General features: G+C 51.6%; 17 protein-coding genes. 15 read left to right on the plus strand and 2 right to left on the minus strand.

Annotated elements, in window-relative coordinates:
* Positions 1–583: 583 nt before the first annotated feature.
* The 14 genes from BT142_RS14445 to BT142_RS14510 all read left to right on the plus strand — a co-directional run bounded on the left by BT142_RS14445 (position 584) and on the right by BT142_RS14510 (position 16,801).
* The gene (locus BT142_RS14445; protein WP_072418894.1) at positions 584–997 is read left to right on the plus strand and encodes an Hsp20/alpha crystallin family protein; all 414 of its coding nucleotides are present in this window, start codon (positions 584–586) and stop codon (positions 995–997) included.
* Positions 998–1,364: 367 nt separating this feature from the next.
* Positions 1,365–2,132 carry a TIGR00282 family metallophosphoesterase gene (locus tag BT142_RS14450; RefSeq protein ID WP_072418895.1) on the plus strand — a complete coding sequence of 256 codons (768 nt, stop codon included), beginning with the start codon at positions 1,365–1,367 and terminating at the stop codon, positions 2,130–2,132.
* Between the two features lie 86 nt (positions 2,133–2,218).
* Complete coding sequence (locus BT142_RS14455; protein WP_072418896.1) at positions 2,219–2,479, plus strand: stage V sporulation protein S; 261 nt, start codon at positions 2,219–2,221, stop codon at positions 2,477–2,479.
* 208 nt (positions 2,480–2,687) lie between these two features.
* A complete protein-coding gene (locus BT142_RS14460) occupies positions 2,688–3,386 on the plus strand; it encodes an ABC transporter ATP-binding protein (RefSeq protein WP_084659502.1) in 699 nt (232 codons plus the stop codon).
* On the plus strand, positions 3,380–4,183 hold the full coding sequence (locus tag BT142_RS14465; RefSeq protein WP_072418898.1) for a hypothetical protein: 804 nt from the start codon (positions 3,380–3,382) through the stop codon (positions 4,181–4,183). Before BT142_RS14460 ends, BT142_RS14465 begins: the two co-directional genes overlap by 7 nt.
* A 213-nt stretch (positions 4,184–4,396) precedes the next feature.
* Positions 4,397–5,764, plus strand: coding sequence for a (d)CMP kinase (gene cmk, locus BT142_RS14470; RefSeq protein ID WP_072418899.1), 1,368 nt, complete (start codon positions 4,397–4,399; stop codon positions 5,762–5,764).
* Positions 5,765–7,717, plus strand: a complete 1,953-nt coding sequence (locus BT142_RS14475) for a bifunctional 4-hydroxy-3-methylbut-2-enyl diphosphate reductase/30S ribosomal protein S1 (RefSeq protein WP_072418900.1) — start codon at positions 5,765–5,767, stop codon at positions 7,715–7,717.
* A 97-nt stretch (positions 7,718–7,814) separates the two neighbouring features.
* Complete coding sequence (locus BT142_RS14480) at positions 7,815–10,031, plus strand: transglycosylase domain-containing protein (protein WP_072418901.1); 2,217 nt, start codon at positions 7,815–7,817, stop codon at positions 10,029–10,031.
* A gap of 155 nt (positions 10,032–10,186) precedes the next feature.
* On the plus strand, positions 10,187–11,302 hold the full coding sequence (locus BT142_RS14485) for a THUMP domain-containing class I SAM-dependent RNA methyltransferase (protein ID WP_072418902.1): 1,116 nt from the start codon (positions 10,187–10,189) through the stop codon (positions 11,300–11,302).
* A gap of 38 nt (positions 11,303–11,340) precedes the next feature.
* Positions 11,341–12,000 carry an HAD family hydrolase gene (locus tag BT142_RS14490; RefSeq protein WP_072418903.1) on the plus strand — a complete coding sequence of 220 codons (660 nt, stop codon included), beginning with the start codon at positions 11,341–11,343 and terminating at the stop codon, positions 11,998–12,000.
* Between the two features lie 14 nt (positions 12,001–12,014).
* The gene (asnB, locus tag BT142_RS14495) at positions 12,015–13,856 is read left to right on the plus strand and encodes an asparagine synthase (glutamine-hydrolyzing) (protein ID WP_072418904.1); all 1,842 of its coding nucleotides are present in this window, start codon (positions 12,015–12,017) and stop codon (positions 13,854–13,856) included.
* Positions 13,857–13,967: 111 nt separating this feature from the next.
* Entirely contained in the window at positions 13,968–14,468 is a 501-nt protein-coding gene (locus BT142_RS14500; RefSeq protein ID WP_072418905.1) for a hypothetical protein, read from the plus strand.
* An 18-nt stretch (positions 14,469–14,486) separates the two neighbouring features.
* Entirely contained in the window at positions 14,487–15,302 is an 816-nt protein-coding gene (locus tag BT142_RS14505) for a zinc ribbon domain-containing protein (RefSeq protein WP_072418906.1), read from the plus strand.
* 281 nt (positions 15,303–15,583) lie between these two features.
* Positions 15,584–16,801 (plus strand): hypothetical protein, encoded by a 1,218-nt coding sequence (locus tag BT142_RS14510; RefSeq protein WP_072418907.1) that lies wholly within the window; start codon positions 15,584–15,586, stop codon positions 16,799–16,801.
* Between the two features lie 46 nt (positions 16,802–16,847).
* On the opposite strand, the gene BT142_RS14515 is transcribed toward BT142_RS14510, so the two are convergent.
* Positions 16,848–17,135: a hypothetical protein gene (locus BT142_RS14515; protein ID WP_072418908.1), complete on the minus strand. Its 288-nt coding sequence runs from the start codon at positions 17,133–17,135 to the stop codon at positions 16,848–16,850.
* Between the two features lie 244 nt (positions 17,136–17,379).
* On the opposite strand from BT142_RS14515, the gene BT142_RS14520 reads away from it, so the two are divergent.
* A complete protein-coding gene (locus BT142_RS14520; RefSeq protein ID WP_072418909.1) occupies positions 17,380–19,245 on the plus strand; it encodes a diguanylate cyclase domain-containing protein in 1,866 nt (621 codons plus the stop codon).
* 60 nt (positions 19,246–19,305) lie between these two features.
* Here the strand turns inward: BT142_RS14520 and BT142_RS14525 are convergent, their stop codons facing one another.
* Positions 19,306–21,297, minus strand: coding sequence for a polysaccharide biosynthesis protein (locus BT142_RS14525; RefSeq protein ID WP_072418910.1), 1,992 nt, complete (start codon positions 21,295–21,297; stop codon positions 19,306–19,308).
* Between the last annotated feature and the right edge of the window lie 614 nt (positions 21,298–21,911).

A 21,911-nucleotide genomic window follows, 5' to 3' on the forward strand; every position in this document is an offset into this window, starting at 1 on the left:
GCGCACCTGTCCTCGGGCAGGCGCGCCTTTTCTTTTTTCAAGAGTGCGGGATTTTTCTTGGGGGAGACCCTTTTGAAAAAGGGTCTTCCCCCAAACCCCCTCACTAAAACTTTTAATACTTTTTGGCTTTTGGGTGGTTCTTACTTAATTTGTGTTGGTCGGGAAGAGTGACGCTCTTTTCTTCAATTGTGCGCCACTTGCCAAAAAGACGTTCGATAGAGCGTAACGTATCATTTGCGGAATTTGTCAGGTGGTCTCTCTTGGAATTTTGAAAGACTATCTTCTCCTTCACAGCTAACAGACGACAATATAAAAGTCTTTGGAAGGGGGCTGGGGGAGAACCTTTCTTCTGTCCGTGCGAAGCTAAGGCGGGGTTTCCTCCAATGGGTTAGCACTCTACTATTGAGAGTGCTAATTTTCATCAGTATTTCACAAACGGGTGACATGGATTTCATATTCGGGGGCTATTATGTATTACAGAAAGAGGAAAAGAGAAAACGAAGAAAGGAATGAGTCCGATGTGCATATAAGTCTCATAACTGCACAAAATATGAAAAAGAAAAGCTTTTGGGAGGTATGACTTATGTTTGCTATGACACCGTTTGAAAGACACAATGATCTGTTTGATGAGTTTGAGAGAGGCTTCTTCGGGATGCCGCAGAGGTTCGAGGGTTTCCGCACCGACATCAGGGATGACGGCGACAAATACGTTCTCGAAGCCGAGCTGCCGGGTTTCGAGAAAGAGGACATCAAGCTCGACATCACGGGCGACTGCATGACCCTTTCGGCAGAGCATACCGAGACCGAGCAGGAGGGTGAGCCGAAGAGCAAGTATATCCGCCGCGAGCGCAGATACGGTTCGGTAAGCCGCAGCTTCGACCTGACAGGCATCGACAAGGACGGCATCACTGCCGAGTACAAGAGCGGGATCCTGTATATGGATCTGCCGAAACAGCAGCCTCAGCAGCCCGTTTCGAGACGGCTTGAAATAAGATAATGTGATACACTTTTCCATAAAAAACTCTCGACAAGACCCCGTGGGTGAAAGCTCACGGGGTCTTGTCTTTGTTTCAAAGTTCATTGAATATTCACAACTTTGGGCGGCAATTATGGTATAATATTTTTCAAAGTTCCTTATGCGATCTTTGCTGTGATTCGCCCGTGCCGAGGAGTTGTTTTCTTTGAAGACCGAGTTCGGAAAGCCGTTTCGACATATGCCGAGCTGCTGATAGAAATCTACAATTCCTCGTTCTTTGACGACTATTTAATATACGGCGAATGTAAAAGTTGCACGGTTCGTTATGGATAGATGAGTGCCGGATCAAATGAGAAACACTATATAAAAAAGCAAGGCGGTGTCGGAAATGAAAGTGCTGTTTGTCGGTGACGTTGTGCGCTCCGCAGGTATCGACATACTTGAAAAGAATATCTACAAGCTGAAGCGTGAGCACGAGATCGACTTCACGATAGTCAACGGCGAGAATTCTGCCGAGACCAACGGCATCGACCGCCGAAGCTACGAACGGCTGATACAGCTCGGCGCGGACGTGGTGACGGGCGGCAATCATTCCTTTCAGCAGCGCGGCTGTGAGGAGCTGTACGAGCGCGAGGAGACGCTGCTCCGTCCTGCGAACTATCCCGAAGGGGTGGCAGGCAGCGGAATGTATATCGCCGACCTTTTCCCTGTGAAGATAGCGGTCATCAGTCTGATGGGTACGGTTGGTCTCGAACCGCTCGACAACCCGTTTTTCTGCATCGACAAGCTGATAGAGCAGGCAGGCACGCCGAACATTTTCGTTGATTTCCATGCCGAAGCGACTTCCGAGAAGAAGGGCATGGGGCATTATCTGACGGGCAGGGTGACGGCTTTGATAGGCACGCACACTCACGTTCAGACGGCTGACGAAGCGATACTGGGCGGTCACACGGCGTATCTGACGGACGTTGGGATGTGTGGTCCCGAGCTTTCGGTTCTGGGCATCGACAGTGACATAGCGGTGGAGAAGATGAAATATCATACGCCTGTGACATTCAAAGCGAGCAGCAATCCTTCGTTTATAAATGCGGCTGTCATCAGCTTTGACGAAAAATTGGGCAAAGCGTACAAAATCGAGCGTGTGATTATGAGATAACTGCCAAAAATACACTTATACTATTGCAAATTCTGTGAGTTTGTTGTATAATTAAATGTATTAACACGCTAAAGGAGGCAGTATATATGGAGATATTAAAGGTTTCGTCACGTTCTGTTCCTAATTCGGTCGCAGGAGCGATAGCAGGAGTTATCAGAGACAGTGGATCGGTGGAGATACAGGCTGTCGGAGCGGGTGCTGCCAATCAGGCGATAAAAGCTGTTGCGATAGCGCGAGGGTATCTTGCGCCGTTAGGGATCGACCTTATCTGCATACCTGCATTTGGCAATGTAGTTATTGATGCCGAGGAGAGAACGGCGATAAGGCTGATCTGTGAAGAGCGCTGAGCGAAAGTTTCCGATGAAAAGAGGGGCGAGGCGGTGACCTCGCCCATTTTATTTAGCGAAAAACAGAAAATACAGCCAAACGTCCCGTTAACGCCGGGGTCTGAAAAATTTTAGGAGGGGGTCTCCCTTCCTCCTGAACTTTTTTGGTCTCTGGCGAACACGGACGGTTGCTTGGTTTTTGGAAAATATGGAAAGGAGAAACTTCTTAATGGAACCTATATTGACCTGTCAGGGTCTTACTAAACAGTACGGGAATATGCCTGCTCTCATGAACGCTTCGTTTAACCTCTACGCAGGCCGCATTATCGGACTGCTCGGACCTAACGGCAGCGGTAAAACTACTTTCATAAAAATGGCGGCAGGCTTGCTTCACCCTTCGGGCGGTACTCTTACTATCGGCGGCCATGAGGTCGGCGTCGAAACTAAAAAGATAGTCTCGTACCTCCCCGACCGCGATTACCTGCCCGATTATATGAAGGTATCGGATATTATAAAAATGTTCTCGGAATTCTATTCCGATTTCGATTCGGTGAAGGCTCTCGATATGCTCTCACGACTCGGTATCGACCTGACTAAAAAGTTCAGCCACCTCTCAAAGGGTATGCGCGAAAAGATCCAGCTCTCCCTCGTTATGAGCAGACAGGCTAAACTTTACCTTCTCGATGAACCTATTGCAGGCGTTGATCCCGCGGCAAGAGACTATATCCTCAATACCATCCTCCAGAATTATAACCGCGAGGCAGCTGTGGTCATCTCGACTCACCTTATCTATGATATCGAACAGGTGCTCGACGATGTGCTGATGCTTCAGAACGGAACGGTCTTTCTTTACGACTCGGCAGAAAATATCCGCACACAGACGGGTCAGAGCATCGATATGTATTTCAGGGAGGTGTACAGATGTTAATCAAGCTGATAAAATCCGACCTGCGCTCCACCGCAAGGACTTTCGTGCCGATATGCATCGGTCTGCTCGTGCTCGCGGTCGCGATGATAGGCTGTATGGTGCTGATACCAACCGAAGGCAAGAATATCAGCGATACCGCAAGCGTTTCCATGATGGTAGCATATATTATCTGTACCATCTCGATATTCGTGTTCTCGGTGCTCGCATTCCTGATACCCTTGCTGAGATTCCGCAGATGCGTGATGAAAAACGACGCTTACCTCATGCTGACGATCCCCATCTCGCCCAAATGGCATATCGCGAGCAAGCTGCTTTGCTCGGTGGTGTGGTACATCGCGGCACAGGCCTGCAAGGGCATCGTGACGGGTATCATGATGCTGGCGGACAAGGACGATATCTTCGGCGTGGGCAGTCTGCTGAAAACACTCTTCACTGGCCGCGACACCGACAAGTTCGACCTCGATAATGTGGTCTACGTCGCCGTGAGCTTCATGAACTCGCTGATGCTGATAATCTTCGTTCAGCTGTTTCTGTACATGGTGTTCGTGATAGCTTCCATGTCGAACAAGAACAAGGGTCTGCTGACTGTGCTTATCGCCATAGGCGGTTCTGTGCTCCTCAGCTGGGGTTACGGCATGGTCTTCGCAGTGACCCTCAGATTCACAAAGGACAACTTCTACGACTACCTTACTTCAAGCATCAGATATGTGCCTTCACTGATATACTACACTGTGCTGGCAGTGGTTTTCTATATCATAACCGCGTTCATATTGGACAAGAAGTATAATCTGCAATGACCGCCCGAACGGCAGGTGCTCCCTCTTGAAAGGAGCACCTGTTCTTTTTTGTGCGAAAAAAATGTGAAAAACAGATGATTTTTTGTCATACCCTCTTGATTTTTTCGATAAGATGTGGCATAATATAATATGTGGCTTGCTGTTGGGACGGGATGCGTTCTGCGGCAGCCGAAAATGCGCTCGATGAGCTTTTACGGAAGAAGTGAAAGAATAATGGCTATAAATATCGCGCTTGACGGACCTTCGGGTGCGGGCAAATCCACTATCGCAAGACGCGCCGCGGAAAAGCTCGGATATGTGTATGTCGATACGGGGGCTATGTACCGTTCGATCGCTTATCACGCTCTGCAAAACGGCGCTGACCTCGGGGACGCGGAACAGATAACCGCACAGCTCGACGGTCTGAAGATAGAGCTTACCTACATCGACGGGGCTCAGGCGGTACTCGTGAACGGCGAGAACGTGTCGGACAAGATACGCACTCCCGAAGTCTCGATGGGCGCTTCAAAGGTGTCCGCAGTGCCTGCTGTTAGAGAGTTCCTGCTCGATACTCAGCGCAATATCGCAAAGACCAATGATATCATCATGGACGGCAGAGACATCGGTACGGTAGTCCTGCCCGACGCTCAGGTGAAGCTGTTCCTCACCGCTTCGGCAGAAGAGAGAGCGAACAGACGTTTCAGGGAATTACAGGAAAAGGGCGACCCCTCGACCTACGAGGAAGTGCTCGCCGATATAAATCAGCGTGACTATAACGATACTCACCGCGAGATAGCACCCCTCAGACAGGCTGAGGACGCACAGCTCATCGATTCCACAAGCATGACTATCGATGAGGTGGTGGACGCTATCGTCAGGGCGGCAGAGACCGCTTCGTCCGCCGAAAAAAAAAACTCTGACGAAGGCACAGAGCGAAAGAGCAGACGCGACCGTATGCTCATGCCCCTCAGACCAATAAGCAAGACCCATAAGATAGGCGCGGTCAGACAGTGTCTCTACAATCTGCTCAGACCCGTCATTCTGCTGATCTTTAAGGCGAGGTACAAGCTGTCCTTCGAGGGACTTGAAAATATCCCCCGCGACGGCGGAAACATCTTCGCTTCAAACCACAGAGGGTACGCTGACCCCGTGCTCATCGCCCTGCATACGAGAGTCCCTATCTCGTATATGGCGAAAAAGGAGCTTTTTGAGGGGAACAAGGCGTTCAAGTGGCTGATAACCTTCTTCGGGGCTTTCCCCGTTGACCGCGGTTCGGGCGATACGGGCGTTATCGACACCTCTATCGACCGCCTTGAGTCGGGCAGGAACCTTGTTATCTTCCCCGAAGGCACCCGCTCAAAGGACGGAAAGGTCGGGAAGGGCAAGACGGGCGTAGCACTCATCGCGGCTATCGCACAGACGAAGGTCGTGCCCGTCGGCATCAATTTCGAGGGCGAGAAGATGACCAGAGGAAAGAAAGTCGTGGTGCGTTTCGGCGAACCGATCGACACCAAAGAACTCGGCATAACTGATACGTCTTCACCTAATTTGAAAAAGATCAAGAAAGAAATCATGGATTCTATTACCAAATTGGTGTATTAAATGTTAACAGAATGTAAAATTTCAGTCGCAAAGACCGCTGGGTTCTGTTTTGGGGTAGACAGAGCGGTAAAAATCGTGTATAATAAATTAGATAACCGAAATGATGTTGTGACTTTAGGTCCGATCATCCATAACCGCAGCGTTGTAGCAGACCTTGAAGCAAGGGGCTGTAAGGCGGTGGAGCTTGATGAGATCGGCGAGGGACAGACAGTCATCATACGATCGCACGGTGTGCCGAGGTCGGTCTATAAAAAGCTCGAAGAGCTCGGGACCGAGATAGTTGATGCGACCTGCCCGTTCGTTGAACGAATCCAGCTCAAAGCTCTTGAAAAAACACAGCAGGGTATGACCGTACTGATCGCAGGGGATGTTACCCATCCCGAGGTTGAGGGCATACGCGGATTCTGTGAGAACGAGAGCTACGTCTTCGCAGGCCCGGGGGAGCTTGAAGAACTGCTTGGCAGGATAGGGAGCGATGTAAGGCTCTGTGTTCTGTCTCAGACAACGTATAATAAACTGCTGTGGGAACAGTGCAGGGAAGTGCTCGCAAAACTACGCCCCGATGCCGAGGTGTACGACACTATCTGCAACGCGACCGCGCAGCGACAGGCGGAGGCTGAACAGCTTTCGCAGCACGCCGACCTGATGATAATCGCAGGCGGCAGGAACAGCTCGAACACCCATAAACTCGTGCAGGTATGCAGCAGATACTGCCGCACCATACACGTAGAAACGGCAGACGAGCTGAAGGAAGCGCTTAAGGGAGAAGATCTCACGCGCGCAAGATCTATCGGGATCTCTGCAGGGGCAAGCACTCCTGCTTATATAATTGAGGAGGTACAACAGGCCATGAGCGAAATGTTGAACAATGTTGAAGAATTTAACTTTGCGGAGGAAATGGAGAAAACTCTTAAGAAAATACATAAGGGTATGAAGGTAGAGGGTATTGTTACCGCTATCGATGCTAACGGCGAAGTAAGCGTTGACATCGGAACCAAGCACACAGGCTATATCAAGCCCGAAGAGCTTACCGACGATCCTTCCAAGAAGCCGCAGGACATCGTTGCAGTAGGCGATACCATCGCACTTATCGTTCTCCAGACCAGCGACGAGAAGGGTATCGTAGAGCTCTCCAAGAAGAGAGTTGACGCTGCACTCGGTCTTGAGAAGATCGCTGCTGCTAAGGAAGAGGGCACTGTTCTCAACGGTACTGTATCCGCAGTCGTTAAGGGCGGTCTCATCGTTACTTCCAACGGCGTAAGAGTATTCATCCCCGCATCGCAGGCAGTTCCGAGAGGCGGAAACCTCGACGATATGCTCAAGAAGACCGTAGACTTCAAGGTAATTGAGGTAAACGAGGCAAGACAGAAGGCAGTAGGCTCCATCCGCGCTGTAGAGCGTGAGGCAAGAGAGGCTGCTAAGGCTAAGTTCTTCGAGAGCGCACAGCCCGGCGACGTTATCGTAGGCGAAGTTAAGAGCATCACCGATTACGGCGTATTCGTTGATCTCGGCGGCGTAGACGGTCTCGTAAGAAGAATGGATCTCTCCTGGAAGAGAGTTAAGCATCCTTCCGATATCGTATCTGTAGGCGATAAGCTTGAGGTACGCATCAAGGATATCGACACCGAGACAGGCAAGGTTTCCCTTACCGCTAAGAAGGATTCCGATAATCCCTGGGAAGTATTCAAGAACAACTATGAGGTTGGTCAGGCTGTAAAGGTAAAGGTAGTTTCCCTTACTTCCTTCGGTGCTTTTGCACAGATCATCGACGGTATCGACGGTCTTATCCACATCTCGCAGCTTGCAGACCGCAGAGTTGACAACGTTGCGGACGTACTTGCTGTCGGCGATGAGGTAGACGTAAAGATCACTGAGATCGACTACGATAAGAAGCGCATCAGCCTTTCGATCAGGGCACTGCTTCCTGCCGATGATGAGGCTGACTACGAATAATCTGTAAGAGAAATAATATCGTGAGGGGGCGGAAACGTCCCCTTGCTTTCTTCGGACAGACCCGATCCGAGAGGACAAAACGAGAAAGGCTTATGATATGGAAGAAAAAAGGAACGGAACGGTAAGACGGCAGAGACCGAAGCCTTATCGTCAGCATCCTATGGTCACGATACTCAAAGTCGTGGCTACGCTGATGCTTTCAGCGCTGATGGTCATCGTCATCACGGGTTCGATCTTCGCGACCGCGCTTACCATCTATATCCTGAACTTTGCTGATACCACGACCACCGTCAACCTCGACGAAGAGGTCGTTACCTCAAATGTCACAAGATTCTTCTACAAGAATCCCGACTACGATCCCGACGATGAGGACAGCGAGGAATGGATATTCTATTACGGTCTGAAAAATCAGCAGCGTAAGGCTGTATGGGTCGATCTCAAGCAGGTGCCCACTTACGCACAGGATTCGTTCGTGTGCGCCGAGGATGAGCGTTTCTATACCCACGACGGTGTTGACTTCAAACGAACCCTCGCCTCTATCATCAAGACGCTGCTCGGTGCTAAGCAGGGTGGTTCGACCATCACTCAGCAGACAATAAAGAATATTACAAAGGATAATTCTGCTGACGGTGCCGAGGGTGTTGAACGTAAGATACGTGAGATATTCCGTGCGATAAACGTCGAGAAGGTCTACACCAAGGACGATATTCTTGAAGCATATGTCAACGTTGTCGAGTTCGGTACTTCTCAGAAGGAGATCATCGGCGTTGAACAGGCGGCGAACTACTACTTCTGCAAGGATGTTTCGGAACTCAATTACGCTGAGGCGGCTTCTCTTGCGGCTATGCTGAAGGCTCCCGCCGATCTTAATCCGCTTGAACATCCCGACAAAAATATGGACCGTCTGAAGTACGTTCTGCGTCAGATGAACGATAACGGAACCTTGTCTGATGATGAATGGGCTGTAGCCCTGAAACAGGCTGAAAAACTTGAAGTCATCGGCGACCCCGAATTCTCTTCCATCGAAGAGGATAACGAGATACCCGAAGATCAGGGCGAGACCGACTGGTTCATGGATGCCGCTCTCAATCAGGCTGAGGAACTTATAGCCGATCAGAAGGGCATCAGCGTCGAGGACGCAAGAGCACGTCTTTACTCGGGCGGCTACGATGTTTACACTACCGTGGACATCAAGATGCAGCGCGAGATAGAAAAGAAAATGAAGGACAACACTTGCTTCCAGGAGTGGTCGTTTGACGGCGACAAGCTGTTGGCAGGTTTCTGCGTTGTCGATTACAAGGGCAACGTTCTTGTTAACGTAAGCTCGCGTAAGAAGAAAAAAGAATCGCGTATATTCAACCTTGTATCGCAGGGCGAGCGTTCTCCAGGTTCGTGCATCAAGCCTATCGCTTCCTATGCACCCGCCCTCGATCAGGATCTTATCACCTATTCAAAATTCATGCTCGACTCGCCGCCTCTGATGCTTGACGCAGACGGTGACGGTGTTGAGGAAAAATGGCCTGTAAACTACTCGGAATTCGGCGAGAGTGCGAACTGGTCGAACGTTTATATCCCTGCATGGCAGATGCTTGCAAGATCGCTCAATACCTGCCCTGCCGAGCTTGTTAAACAGATGACCCCTGCGTACTGCTTCAATTTCCTGCGCGAGAAGCTGGACATCACCACCCTCGTTGACGGAAAGGACTCCGACTATTCGGGTATGACGGTCGGCGGTCTGAACCACGGTCTGCATTTGCAGGAGCTGGTTGCGGCTTACACCATTTTCGGCAACGGCGGTAAAAAGTACCCCACTACCTACATCTCTCTCTTGCAGGAGGTCGATGGTACTGTGGTTTACGAGCACGGCGACGGCTACAAGCAGGCGATAAACGACAGCACATCCTACATCATGAACAAGATGATGCAGAAGGCTGTTACCGATACGAACGGTACCGCACGCTACGCTAAGCTGAAAAATACCGTACTCGCGGCTAAGACGGGTACTTCATCTGACTGGATCGATCTGAACTTTGTCGGCTGTACTCCCGATTACGTCAGCGGCGTATGGATAGGCTTTGAAAAGTGGAATAAGATTCCGACCAACGAGTATCACAATATCGGTGAGATCTGGCTGAGGATCTTCGGCGACATCGCTGAGAACGAGACTCACCACGATTTCCAGATGCCCGATTCCGTTCAGATGCTGAAATACTGCACCAAGACGGGCGACATCGCGGGAACCTACTGCGGTTCTACAGATGTAGGTTACTACAAGACATCGTATATCCCCCAGTATTGCTCGGGCTGGCACTGATGCCGCTCGGCAGGATGGAACGACAGTCCAAAGGCGGACGCGCTCCATGGGATACGATAGGATCTGACGACAATTCTTAATGACAGTAATGGGGCTGTTCGACAACGGGTGGAGTTTACCCTTCGGCAGCCCCTTTTGCTGTGGAAAGGATAAGAATGGAAAAGATAAAACTTTGCTGCCCGTGTCATTTCGGGCTGGAGAGCGTGCTGAAATTTGAGGTCACAAAGCTGGGCGGTGAGGAGATCACCGTCAGCGACGGAAAGGTCAGCTTCACAGGAGGAATCGAGATGATCGCCCGTGCGAACATCTGCCTTGCAACCGCCGAGAGAGTGCTCGTTGAGCTCGGCAGCTTCCGCGCCGAGAGCTTTGAACAGCTCTTTGAGGGTACAACGGCACTTCCGCTGGAGCGGTTCATCGGCAAGACCGATGCGTTCCCCGTCAAGGGTCACAGCATCAACTCGAAGCTTCACAGCATCCCCGACTGTCAGCGTATAATAAAGAAAGCGGCGAGCAAGCGGCTCGGCGGACGCTACGGTGTCACTTGGCTCGAAGAGAGCGGCGCTGTGCATCAGATGCAATTCAACATTCTCAAGGACATCTGCACCGTCTACCTCGACACCTCGGGGCAGGGTCTCCACAAGCGCGGCTACCGCAAGAACTCGAACTCCGCGCCCATCAAGGAGACGCTGGCGGCAGGTCTTATCGACCTTGCGAGGGTCAGGTCGGACAGCATCGTCTGCGACCCCATGTGCGGTTCGGGAACGCTGCTGATCGAAGCGGCTTACAAGGCTCTGGGCATCGCTCCCGGTCTGCGGAGAAGCTTTGCGGCTCAGGAGTGGCAGCAGATACCCGAGGAGGTCTGGAAAGAGGAACGCAGCCGCGCCCTCGGTCTGGCAAGACAGGAGGCGGCTTTCAAGGCGTTCGGTTCGGACATCGACCCCGAAGCGGTCGATCTGACCGTTGAGAACGCGAGAAAGGCGGGAGTTCTTTCAAGGATGGAGATCAGAGAGCGTGACGTGAAGAACTTTACGCCGCCCGAGGGAGCGATAACCGTCTGCAATCCGCCTTACGGTGAGAGACTGCTGGACATCCGCGCCGCAGAGGAACTGTACAAGAGGCTCGGCGAAAGACTTCACCCCGACGCGAAGCACCCCTGCGTGATAATCTCGCCCGACGAGAACTTCGAGACGCACTTCGGCAAAAAGGCCGACAAGAAACGCAAGCTCTACAACGGCATGATAAAGTGCGACCTCTATATGTACTTCAAGTGATGTGAATTCAGCTTTATTATACAGGAGAATGGAAAAGTATGGAAAAGAAATTATCGGCTGTGGTCTTTGACATGGACGGCGTGCTGTTCGACACCGAGCGACTCTGCCTTATCGTGTGGAAAAAGATCGCGGAGAAATACGGGCTTGACAAGGTCGAGGAGGTCTACCACAAGACCATCGGCAGAACTACCGCCGACACAAAGATCATCGTTGCGGAGACTTATCCCGACATCGACGTTGAGGAGGTCTACGGCGAACTGCGGCAGGTGATGCACTGCACCATCGCCGAGGACGGTCTGCCCGTCAAGCCCTACGCGGAAGAGATACTCAGCGCTTTGAAGGAGAGGGGAGTGCCCACCGCCCTCGCTTCTTCCACGAGACAGGCGACGGTGGAGGCTCAGCTTGAAATGGCGGGCTTCACAAAGTATTTCGACGCGGTCATCGGGGGCGACACCATCGAGCACAGCAAGCCTGCGCCCGACATCTACCTCGCAGCCTGCGAACGTCTCGGCGTGAAGCCCGAGGAAGCGGCGGCGGTCGAGGACAGCTTCAACGGCATCCGCTCGGCTCACGCGGCAGGTCTGTACGCTGTGATGGTGCCCGATCTTTTGCAGCCCGACGACGAGATGAAGACCCTCGCCGACGTGATCGCAGCCGATCTTAATGAGGCGAAAGAGGTTATTTTCGCAAAGCTCTAAGGAGGAGTTTTTTTATGTGCGGTTTTGTAGGATTTACCGAGTATCTTGACAACAGCAAAGAGGTCATAGAGCGCATGATGGACAGGATCGCCCACCGCGGTCCCGACCAGGCAGGCTCTTACGTCAGCGACGCGGTCACGATGGGCTTTCGCAGGCTGTCGATAATCGACCTTTCCGAGGCGGGAAGTCAGCCGATGTTCAACGAGGACAGGTCGGTGGTCATCACCTTCAACGGCGAGATATATAACTACCGTGAGCTTCGCGAAGAGCTTGTCGCGGCAGGTCACAAGTTCTCATCAAACGCCGATACCGAGGTCCTCATCCACGGTTATGAGGAGTGGGACTACGATACCCTGCTGAACAAACTGCGCGGAATGTTCGCATTTGTGATCTACGACATGAACAAGAAGCGTGTGTTCGGAGCAAGGGATTTCTTCGGTATCAAGCCGCTCTACTACGGAAGATTCGGCAAGACCCTCATGTGGGGAAGCGAGATAAAGTCCTTCCTCGAACATCCTGCCTTCGTCAAGGAACTCAATGAGGACGTGCTGGAGACCTACCTGACTTTCCAGTACTCGCCCACCACCGAGACATTTTTTAAGAACGTCTTCAAGCTGCCTGCCGCACACTATTTCGTGTATGAGAACGGTGAGCTGACCGTAAAGCGCTACTGGCAGATAGAGTTCACACCCGACGAACAGCCCACCCTTGAGGACTGGGTGAACCGGATCTCCGACACTTTCAAGAACAGCGTCGAGGCTCACAAGATCGCCGACGTTGAGGTAGGTTCGTTCCTGTCCAGCGGCGTTGATTCGAGCTATGTGGCGGCGGTGGCGAACGTTGACAAGACCTTCACAGTCGGCTTCGGCGAGGATGAGAAGTACAACGAGATCGGCTACGCGAAGGAGTTCTCGCAGTACATCGGCAAGGAGAACACTTCACACGTTATCAGCCCCGAGGATTTCTGGGGCAGCTTTGCGAAGATTCAGTACCACATGGACGAACCCCTCGCAGACCCTGCGGCGGCGGCGCTCTACTTCGTCTGCAAGCTGGCGGCGGAGAAGGTCAAGGTGGTGCTTTCGGGCGAGGGCGCTGACGAGATATTCGGCGGCTACAACATCTACCACAACCCCGACGACATGGCGATGTACGAGCACATACCGCTGCCCATCAGACGCGCCGCAGGAAAGGCTGTTTCGGGTCTGCCCCACAAGCACGGCGTGAACTTCCTCATCCGCGGAAGCCAGACGCTTCAGGAGAGGTTCATCGGCAACGCCTATATGTTCACTCCCGACGAGCGCAAGGCGCTGCTCAAGCACCCTACCAACGCTCCCGACCCGACCGCCATAACAAAGCCCTTCTACGACCGCTCAGCGAAGAACGACCCCGTGACCCAGATGCAGTACCTCGATCTGCACCTCTGGATGACGGGCGATATCCTGCTCAAAGCCGACAAGATGAGCATGGCGCACTCGCTGGAGCTGAGAGTGCCCTTCCTCGACAAGCGCGTGATGGCGCTGGCAGAGCGTATCCCCAAGAGATACCGCGTCACCAAGGAGACCACCAAGTACGCGATGCGCGTCGCGGCGCTCAGAGCCTGCCCGCCCAAGACCGCCGAGAAGAAAAAGCTCGGCTTCCCCGTGCCGACGAGAGTATGGCTCAAAGAGGACGAGTATTACAACAAGGTCAAGGATAAGTTCCTGTCCGCAGACTCGGAGAGGTTCTTCAACACCGATCAGCTGGTGAAGCTGCTCGACGAGCACCGCGAGGGCAAATACGACCACTCCCGCAAGATCTGGACGGTGTATACTTTCCTTGTATGGTATGATGTATATTTTAACGGTATATCCGTATAAACTGCTTGCGCCGACAGAATATCCTGTCGGCGTTTTTGCGAAAAAAATACTTGACAATCGGGGATAAATAGTGTATTATAGATATATGAACATCTTAAGGAATGATCTGTGATGAAAGCAAGAAGATCGGCAGCAGCCGTTTTGGCAGCACTTATCCTTGTGTCCTGCGGCAGCAGTGCGGATAAGGGCGAGCTTGCATACGAACAGCCGCTCAATACCATGCGTCTGGCGGTCAACTACAGCGATGAGGTCTCTTACCTCAACGTGTGGCTGCCCTGGGAAAAAGCCCGTTTTCTCGGCGATGAGAAATATACCGAGGGCTTTCTTGACAGCATTTACGTCAGAGAGGATTTTCAGGGCAAGATAAGCCTTCGGATAAACAGCGCGGCGGAGCTTTCCGAGTCCGAGCTTGAAGAGCTTGAGGCGAAGGAACAGCAGCGCTACGGCGTCCGCCCCGAGTTTACAAAGGCCATGAACGTCACGGCGGAACTGCGCATCCGCAAGGACGCTGACCTGCTTTCGGATTCGAGGGACTTTACCCTCGTAAGGCTCGAAAATAACTGGTATATCTGCGGAGAGGTCATCGACAGCTTTTCATTTGCAGCTTCATAATCGAAAGGAAGAAAACATATGCCTAAGACTTGTACAAAATGCGGTGCTACAATAAATGATGGCGAAAAGTTCTGCACCAGCTGCGGAACGCCCGTCGAGGTCGTAAGAGTGTCGGCTAACCGTTTCTGCCGTCAGTGCGGAAATATGCTCACTCCCGGTGCGAAATTCTGCGATGTCTGCGGTAAGGAAGCACCTCAGGAGAAGAAGAAGGAAGAGCCGAAGGTAGTCGAGCCTGCCACTATGGAAGGCATCGTGAGCCCCGTTATAACCGAAGATACATTTGCGGCCGCAAAGGAGCTCAACCGCGAGAAGTTCGATGGCTTTGAAGCTGCCGAGATGCCGGGTTCCGCACCTGCCGCACCCCAGACTCCGCCCCCTGCACCCTCTTTCGAGATGGATTCCGCAGCAGCGGGTCAGCAGCCCAGACCTGCTCCGCTGCCTGCACCTCAGCCTGCGCCGCAGCCGCGTCCTCAGGTAACTCCTCAGTCGGTACAGCAGTCTAACCCCTACGGTCAGTACGCTGCGACTCAGAATACTGCGTCCCCGATGCAGCAGTACGGCGCACCTCAGCAGTCCGCTCCGATGCAGCCGCAGATGCCTCAGCAGCAGATTCCAATGCCGCAGTCGGTACCGCAGCCCGATCAGCAGGGTGGGAAGAAGTCGGCGGCACCAGTTGTGCTAGCAGTCATCATCGTGCTGATAATCATCGTGGATGTGCTCGTTTTCTTCGGTCCTCTCGGCGACAAGCTCAAGAATAAGGACAAGGATGATGAAAAAGACTGCACACAGATCACACTTATCACAGACGATGTGCAGGAAACCGACGGGGTTTGACCCGGATTTGTAAAAATATGAAACTACACGGACAGGTTTAAACTACCTGTCCGTTTTTTCTGACGGTAAATTGTACAAATTGTGAACGCGGAAATTATGCACTATTTTCGGAAGAAAATCAGAGTAAACTATTGCTAAAATTGAAAATTTGTGATATAATACAAATATAGGGTCTGACAGCAGGCGAAGTTTGCGTATATTAATGTATTTTATTATATAGCATATATATTTCGATATCTGTTTATTCGGATCATTGTATTAAACTGAAAGGACTGACTCAGATGCCTGCATTTGGTAAGAAGGTAAGAGAAGAATCGATCAATGACAAGATGGTAAGACTGTTCAAGGAGGGCGTTTCGGTAGCTGATATCTCGAAGCAGCTCGACGTTAAACAGGACGTTATCACAAACGTAATTAGAAGACGCTGCGGTGAGGACAGCATCCCCGAGACCGTTATCCGCTCGAAGAACGCTATGCCCCATCCCGTGGAGGAGGCTCCGCTCAAAGCTGAGGCTCCAGCTCCCGCAAGCGAACCATTTCAGGAAGCTCCCGCTGAGGAGGCTCAGGAGGAATCCTCTGAGGGTCTCTCCAAGCTCGAACGCTTCATGTACGAGAAGGAAGTTAGAAGACAGGAAGAGGCTGAGAAGCAGGAAGAACAGCCTGCCGTTGAAGAGCCCGTTGACAACACAACAGGCGATATGGAGGGCATCTCCCTTGAGGGTCTTGACCTTGACAGCCTCGGTTCGGCTGCTGACGGCGCTATCAAGCCCGCAGGCAGCGAGTCTGTGCCCGAGGTTGGTGCTATCGACGAAGCTGTTCCCGCTGCTGAGGAAGCTGCACCTGCTGAAGAGGCTGCTCCCGCTGAAGAGACCGCTGCACCCGCAGAAGAGACCGCAGAGCCTGCTGCCGAAGAAAAGGCAGAGGAAGCTGCTGCACCCGCACCCGCATTCGATTTCGCGGCTGGAGCTTCGCACTCGGGCAGCGCTTTCGATAAGATGAAGGCTTTCGCTCAGATGCAGATCGCAGCTAACAACGATAAGCTCGCAGAGCTCGAAGCACAGCTCGGCGGCGTTGAGGCTGAGTATACCTCTCAGCTTGAGCAGGCAGAGCAGGAAGTCAATGAGGCTAAGGCTGTTTACGAAGAGGTCATCACAAGAGGTGAGTCCATCTCCGACAAGCGTCAGGAGCTCCAGGCTGAGCACCGTGCCGCTCTCGCAAGAGCTGAGGAGGATTACCGCAAGAAGCTTGAAGAGATCGAGCAGAACTACAACGAGGCTGTTGCTAACGCTAACAATTCCTTCGCCGAGAAGGAAGCAGAGCTCACTTCCGAGACAGATTCCATCGATACCGAGAAGGAGACCGCAAAGAACAACTTCCTCGAGAAGCAGGCTAAGGTCGTTGAGATCAAGGAAAAGATCGACAACGAGGTCGGCGGCGTGAAGAAGCAGATCGAAGCACTCAGAGAAGAGAACAAGGGCTACGAGAGCTTCATGAACTGATAACCGAAAATAATGAGACCCCCGATGGTTCGGGGGTCTTTTTGTGTTATGTCAGCCCGTAGGCGGTCTCGGAACGGTAGGCGTGGATGCGCTCGTTCAGCATGGCTATGAGCTCTTCGTAGCCTTCCTCGCTCAGGGGACAGTCGAATTCCTCGGCTATCTCGGACTTGTCGAGACAAAGGGTACCGTACCATATCGTGACGTGAAGCACGGGCGGTTCATCCTTCGACTTTGGGATGATCTTGTAGTTGAACGTGCCGAGCAGACTGCCCGACCAGACGTTCCCGAATTCAAAATACGCGATGGTGGGTACGTCGATATATCCATGATACATTTCAGGTCAGCTCCTTTCAGGGTGTGCATATACATACATTATATCACATCAAAGCCGCAATTACAAGAGGGGCGGGAAGTCTTTTTCGGGGCGCAGGAAGCGGAATGGTCGGAATAGACAAATCGCATAGTGTGATTATATATGTAATAGACAAAAAATTAATAAAATATACAGATGTGATTGAAATAACATGGTGAATATGGTATAATAACAATGGCTTAACTTGATAAAAGGAGGGATCGGATTGAAGGGCGTAGTTGCTGTTTTTGTTCCGAATATCCATACTATAGGGAGGCATGAGAATCTCCATTATCTGCGCTGTAAAATCATCGAGAACGGCTATAAGGTGATGATCTTTTCGTCGTTTACCGACCTGTATCACGGCGACGCTCTCGACGTGGGCGAGAAAAGCATCTACTCGCTGTACGACAGGATAGATATGAGAGCGGCTGTCATCTATTCCGAGCTTCTCAAAAGCACGGAGATCTGCGATGAGATCACCGCTTACTGCAAAAAGCGCAAAATACCCGTGTTTGCGGTGGAGCGCGAGATAAAGGGCGCTTACGGCATCTTCTTCGATTACGAGACCCCGTTTCGCAAGCTCGTCGATCACGTTATCGAGGAGCACGGCGCCAAGGACATCTGCCTTCTCAGCGGAATAAAGGGTAACAACTTCTCCGAGGCGAGGAATGAGGCGTACCGCAGGTCGCTCAAAGCCCACGGACTGCGTTTTAACGAGAAGGACATCTACTACGGCGAGTTCTGGGATCAGCCTGCCCGTGCCGCTGTGCTGAAAATGCTCTCGGAGCGCAGCAAAGTCCCTGATGCCCTCGTCTGTGCAAATGATACGATGGCAATATCCGCGGCTATTGCCTTGCAGGAGAACGGTCTGAACGTGCCCGAGGACATCATCGTCACGGGTATCGACGGCATCGAACGCGCCGAGATATTCAGCCCGTCCATCACGACCGCGAAGATAGACTACCGCTCCGCAGGCGACTACATCGTTTCAAAGATACTCGCTGCCGAAAAGGGCGTGCCGATCGTTCCCGAGAGGAAGGAATTCGGCTGCAATCAGATACTCGGACAGTCCTGCGGCTGCAAGCCTGTCCCTTCAAATGCCGCCAGCAGAGTGTATCTTGAACTGGACAGTCTGCTGGACTGGAACAGGATGTACCGTATGTTCAACGACCATATGCTGCTCTCGAACATGGACGACCGCGGCATACTGGGCGTTCTCGACAACATCAAGAAGCAGTTTTCGGAGGTGCTGTACAGCGCGTCGGAGCTGTATCTCGACCCGACATACTTCGGCTACACGGACACTTCGGGGGCGGGGAATGTGCTGGCAGTCCGCACCAACGTCATCGGTAACGAGTGCTCGGTGCCGTTCAAGTCCCTCGGTACCGACGACATCTGCTCCGAGGAACTGCTGGCGAAATCGGATTCGATGATATTCGTGCCTGTGCATTGTCTCGAAAGGGTGTACGGCTACGCGGTCATGAGCTTCGATCCGAGTGACAGCATGGGCGCGTGGAGGATATACGACTTCATCACCCATCTGAACATACTGCTGGCATCGGTGGAGGTCACCACACAGCTGAACGAGACTATCGAACAGCTCGGAGTGCTCTACATCCACGACCAGCTGACCGAACTGCTGAACAGACGCGGATTCTACCGCGAGGTCAGAAGGCTGTTCGACCGCGCCGAGAGCGAGGGGCAGGATCTTCTCTTCGTTTCGGGCGACCTCAACGGACTGAAATACATCAATGACAACTTCGGGCACAGCGAGGGCGATTTTGCCATCGCGAATACGGCGAAGATACTGTATGACGCGGTGGGCGAGAACGGCATCTGCGCACGTTTCGGCGGCGACGAGTACATGATCGCCATGCTTGCCGTGGAGACTGCCGATTCCTTTGAGGCGAGGGTCTACACGGCGATAGACAAGTTCAACCTGAAGGGCGGCAAGCCCTACGACATCTGCGTAAGTCTCGGGTGCGAGAAGGCGACCGTCGAGGATGCGCGCAAGTCGATGCACGAGATAATGAAGCGTGCGGATGACAAGATGTTCGCAAAGAAGGTCAGGTCAAGACACAGCAGATAAAAATGACATAAACGCAAAAAATCGGTATCACGTTCGTGTGATACCGATTTTGTGTTTTTATTATTTTCTCACGCTGTTTGCGGCAGGGTGGTATGTGGAGACCATCTCCTGAACGTGTTCGCGGATGTCGCCGCAGTTGCGGTAAGCGCAGTTCATGAGACCTTCAAGCTGGCCGAGGAACTTGTCCGTGTCGAAGGGGATGGGGCAGCCGATGTGGATAAGGTCGTTTTCGGTGCGCTTGAGTCCCTCTTCGCTCATGAGCTTTTCCTCGTAGAGCTTCTCACCCGGGCGGAGACCCGTGTAGACGATCTTGATGTCGATGTCGGGCTTGTAGCCGTAGAGACGGATCATGTTGCGTGCGAGAGTGTCGATCTTGACGGGCTCGCCCATGTCGAGAACGAATATCTCGCCGCCGTTTGCGTTGGTGCCTGCAAGAAGTACCAGTGCAACGGCTTCCTTGATGAGCATGAAGAAGCGGTTGATGTTCTTGTCAACGACAGTGACGGGTCCGCCCTGTTCGATCTGACGGCGGAATATCGGGACTACCGAGCCGTTCGAGCCGAGAACGTTGCCGAAACGAACCGCAACATATTCGGTCTGCGGATTTTCGGGGATAGGAGCGTCAAATGCGTCGTTGGATTCAAAAGCGTGGGTAAAGAGGTTCGGGAGATCGGCGGCTCTGCCAGCCTTGATCTTCGCGTCGAAGCTCTGGATAATCATCTCACAAAGACGCTTGGAGGCGCCCATGATGTTGGTGGGGTTAACTGCCTTGTCGGTGGAGATCAGAACGAAGCGCTTTACACCGTACAGCATAGCCGCGTAGGCGGTCTTGTAAGTGCCGATGGCGTTGTTCTTTATCGCCTCGTTGGGGCTGTCCTCCATGAGGGGGACGTGCTTGTGAGCGGCTGCGTGGTAGACAACGTCGGGGCGGTAGGTGGCGAACACGCTCTGGAGCTTTCGGCTGTCGCGGACGGAACCGATGAGCGTTTCGAGGTTGAGCTCGGGGTACTTCTCGCGAAGTTCGAGCTGTATCTCGTAAGCGTTGTTCTCGTAGATGTCGAAGATGATAAGCTGTTTCGGGTCGTGAGCGGCTATCTGTCGGCAAAGCTCGCTTCCTATGGAGCCGCCGCCGCCCGTAACGAGGATGGTTTTGCCCTTAATAAAGTTGTATACATCCTCCATGTCGGTCTTGATGCAGTCGCGTCCGAGAAGGTCTTCGATATCGACCTTGCGCATCTGACGGACGGAAAGCTCGCCCTTGATGTACTGATACATACCCGGCAGCTGACGGAGTTCGCAGTTGGTCTCGGCGCAAATGTTCAGTATCGCGATCTTGTCAGCCTTGGAGGCGGAGGGGATAGCGATATAGATCTTCTGGATGTTGTACTTACCGACCATTTCTTTAATGGAGTCTCTGCCGCCGACAACGAGAACGTCATTGATGTAACGGTTCCACTTGTTGGGGTTGTCGTCGATGATGCAGGCTACCTTTTCGGAAAGTACTTCGGAGCGGTTGATGTCGTTAAGTATCTGCTGACCTGCGGCACCTGCACCGATGAGCATTACTCTCGGCAAAGTGGAGTCGGGGTCTTTGGCGCTCTTTCTCAAAACGAGGATGAATCGGTAAGAGAATCTGATGCCGATGGTAAACATGAACTGGAACACAATGCCGAATAGGTAATAGGAGATCGGCATACGGTGGAATATCACGGTTATCATTACAAAGTGAGCAAAACCCGTGACGAGTATCGAGATGATGGTACGTGTCAGCTCAATAAAACTTGCGAATCGCCATATACTCTTATAAAGGCGCATTCTCCAGTAGATGAATACGGTGTACAGTCCGTAGAAGGGGATGAACTGCGCGTAGGCGTAGAGGTGATCGCGGGGTATCTTTGAATAGCTGCAATCGTACCTGAGCCACAAGGCCATGAAGTACGAGAACGCTATAGTAAAGAAGTCGTAGAATAGAAGGAGCAGAGTGACCTGTTCCCAGTGCCAGAAGTGTTTTTTCTGTTTTTTTGGTTTTTTCTCTTCTGTTTCTTGCTGCATAATACATTCTCCCATAAAAATTAAATATCAACGTAATAATTATACAATAAATATAGAGAAAAATCAAGGGAAAAACTGATACAATTAAACTGCCGATTAAAGCAAAAAAATGAATAAATTACACAATAAATAAAGAAAACGTAGGATTATAATTAATTAAGGACAGGTGCTAAACAAATAAAGAGGAATATGCAGCATTAGTACTGTATAAAGTCGGATAAGTTTTGAGAATGTACGAAAAGAAACTGTGCAAGTCTACAAACCTGAAAAACTTGTCAAAAAGGGGTTGACAAGAGTGGGATTGTTTGATATAATAATTAAGCTGACTGAGACAAACGGTACAGAAAAACGGACAACAGAACACAAATGACAGGAATGTGCAAAGCGTGTAATGAAGGACGTTTGAAAGTAAAGTAAGTCAAAGGAAAGCAAACTACCAAACTCCGTTCAAATTTAGTTAATAAAAGATTTTAAAAATCTTAATTGACAAAACAAACGAAATATGGTAAACTAAAATAGTTGACCCGCTCGTAACGAAAACGAGCAAGAAAGTAAAACATCTGAATGAGCCTAAAACTTATTCAAAAAGAGTTTACAAAATAAAGGGTTGACAA

It is taken from the genome of Ruminococcus sp. YE71, assembly GCF_900119155.1.
In the GTDB taxonomy this organism is placed as follows: domain Bacteria; phylum Bacillota; class Clostridia; order Oscillospirales; family Ruminococcaceae; genus YE71.

What these genes read in the sequence shown, in the direction of transcription:
- asnB (WP_072418904.1), top strand. Translation starts at nt 12,015, where the DNA reads ATGTGCGGTTTTGTAGGATTTACCGAGTATCTTGACAACAGCAAAGAG.
- BT142_RS14475 (WP_072418900.1), top strand. Translation starts at nt 5,765, where the DNA reads ATGTTAACAGAATGTAAAATTTCAGTCGCAAAGACCGCTGGGTTCTGT.
- BT142_RS14445 (WP_072418894.1), top strand. Translation starts at nt 584, where the DNA reads ATGTTTGCTATGACACCGTTTGAAAGACACAATGATCTGTTTGATGAG.
- BT142_RS14515 (WP_072418908.1), bottom strand. Translation starts at nt 17,135, where the DNA reads ATGTATCATGGATATATCGACGTACCCACCATCGCGTATTTTGAATTC.
- BT142_RS14490 (WP_072418903.1), top strand. Translation starts at nt 11,341, where the DNA reads ATGGAAAAGAAATTATCGGCTGTGGTCTTTGACATGGACGGCGTGCTG.
- BT142_RS14455 (WP_072418896.1), top strand. Translation starts at nt 2,219, where the DNA reads ATGGAGATATTAAAGGTTTCGTCACGTTCTGTTCCTAATTCGGTCGCA.
- BT142_RS14510 (WP_072418907.1), top strand. Translation starts at nt 15,584, where the DNA reads ATGCCTGCATTTGGTAAGAAGGTAAGAGAAGAATCGATCAATGACAAG.
- BT142_RS14480 (WP_072418901.1), top strand. Translation starts at nt 7,815, where the DNA reads ATGGAAGAAAAAAGGAACGGAACGGTAAGACGGCAGAGACCGAAGCCT.
- BT142_RS14450 (WP_072418895.1), top strand. Translation starts at nt 1,365, where the DNA reads ATGAAAGTGCTGTTTGTCGGTGACGTTGTGCGCTCCGCAGGTATCGAC.
- cmk (WP_072418899.1), top strand. Translation starts at nt 4,397, where the DNA reads ATGGCTATAAATATCGCGCTTGACGGACCTTCGGGTGCGGGCAAATCC.
- BT142_RS14505 (WP_072418906.1), top strand. Translation starts at nt 14,487, where the DNA reads ATGCCTAAGACTTGTACAAAATGCGGTGCTACAATAAATGATGGCGAA.
- BT142_RS14485 (WP_072418902.1), top strand. Translation starts at nt 10,187, where the DNA reads ATGGAAAAGATAAAACTTTGCTGCCCGTGTCATTTCGGGCTGGAGAGC.
- BT142_RS14525 (WP_072418910.1), bottom strand. Translation starts at nt 21,297, where the DNA reads ATGCAGCAAGAAACAGAAGAGAAAAAACCAAAAAAACAGAAAAAACAC.
- BT142_RS14460 (WP_084659502.1), top strand. Translation starts at nt 2,688, where the DNA reads ATGGAACCTATATTGACCTGTCAGGGTCTTACTAAACAGTACGGGAAT.
- BT142_RS14465 (WP_072418898.1), top strand. Translation starts at nt 3,380, where the DNA reads ATGTTAATCAAGCTGATAAAATCCGACCTGCGCTCCACCGCAAGGACT.
- BT142_RS14500 (WP_072418905.1), top strand. Translation starts at nt 13,968, where the DNA reads ATGAAAGCAAGAAGATCGGCAGCAGCCGTTTTGGCAGCACTTATCCTT.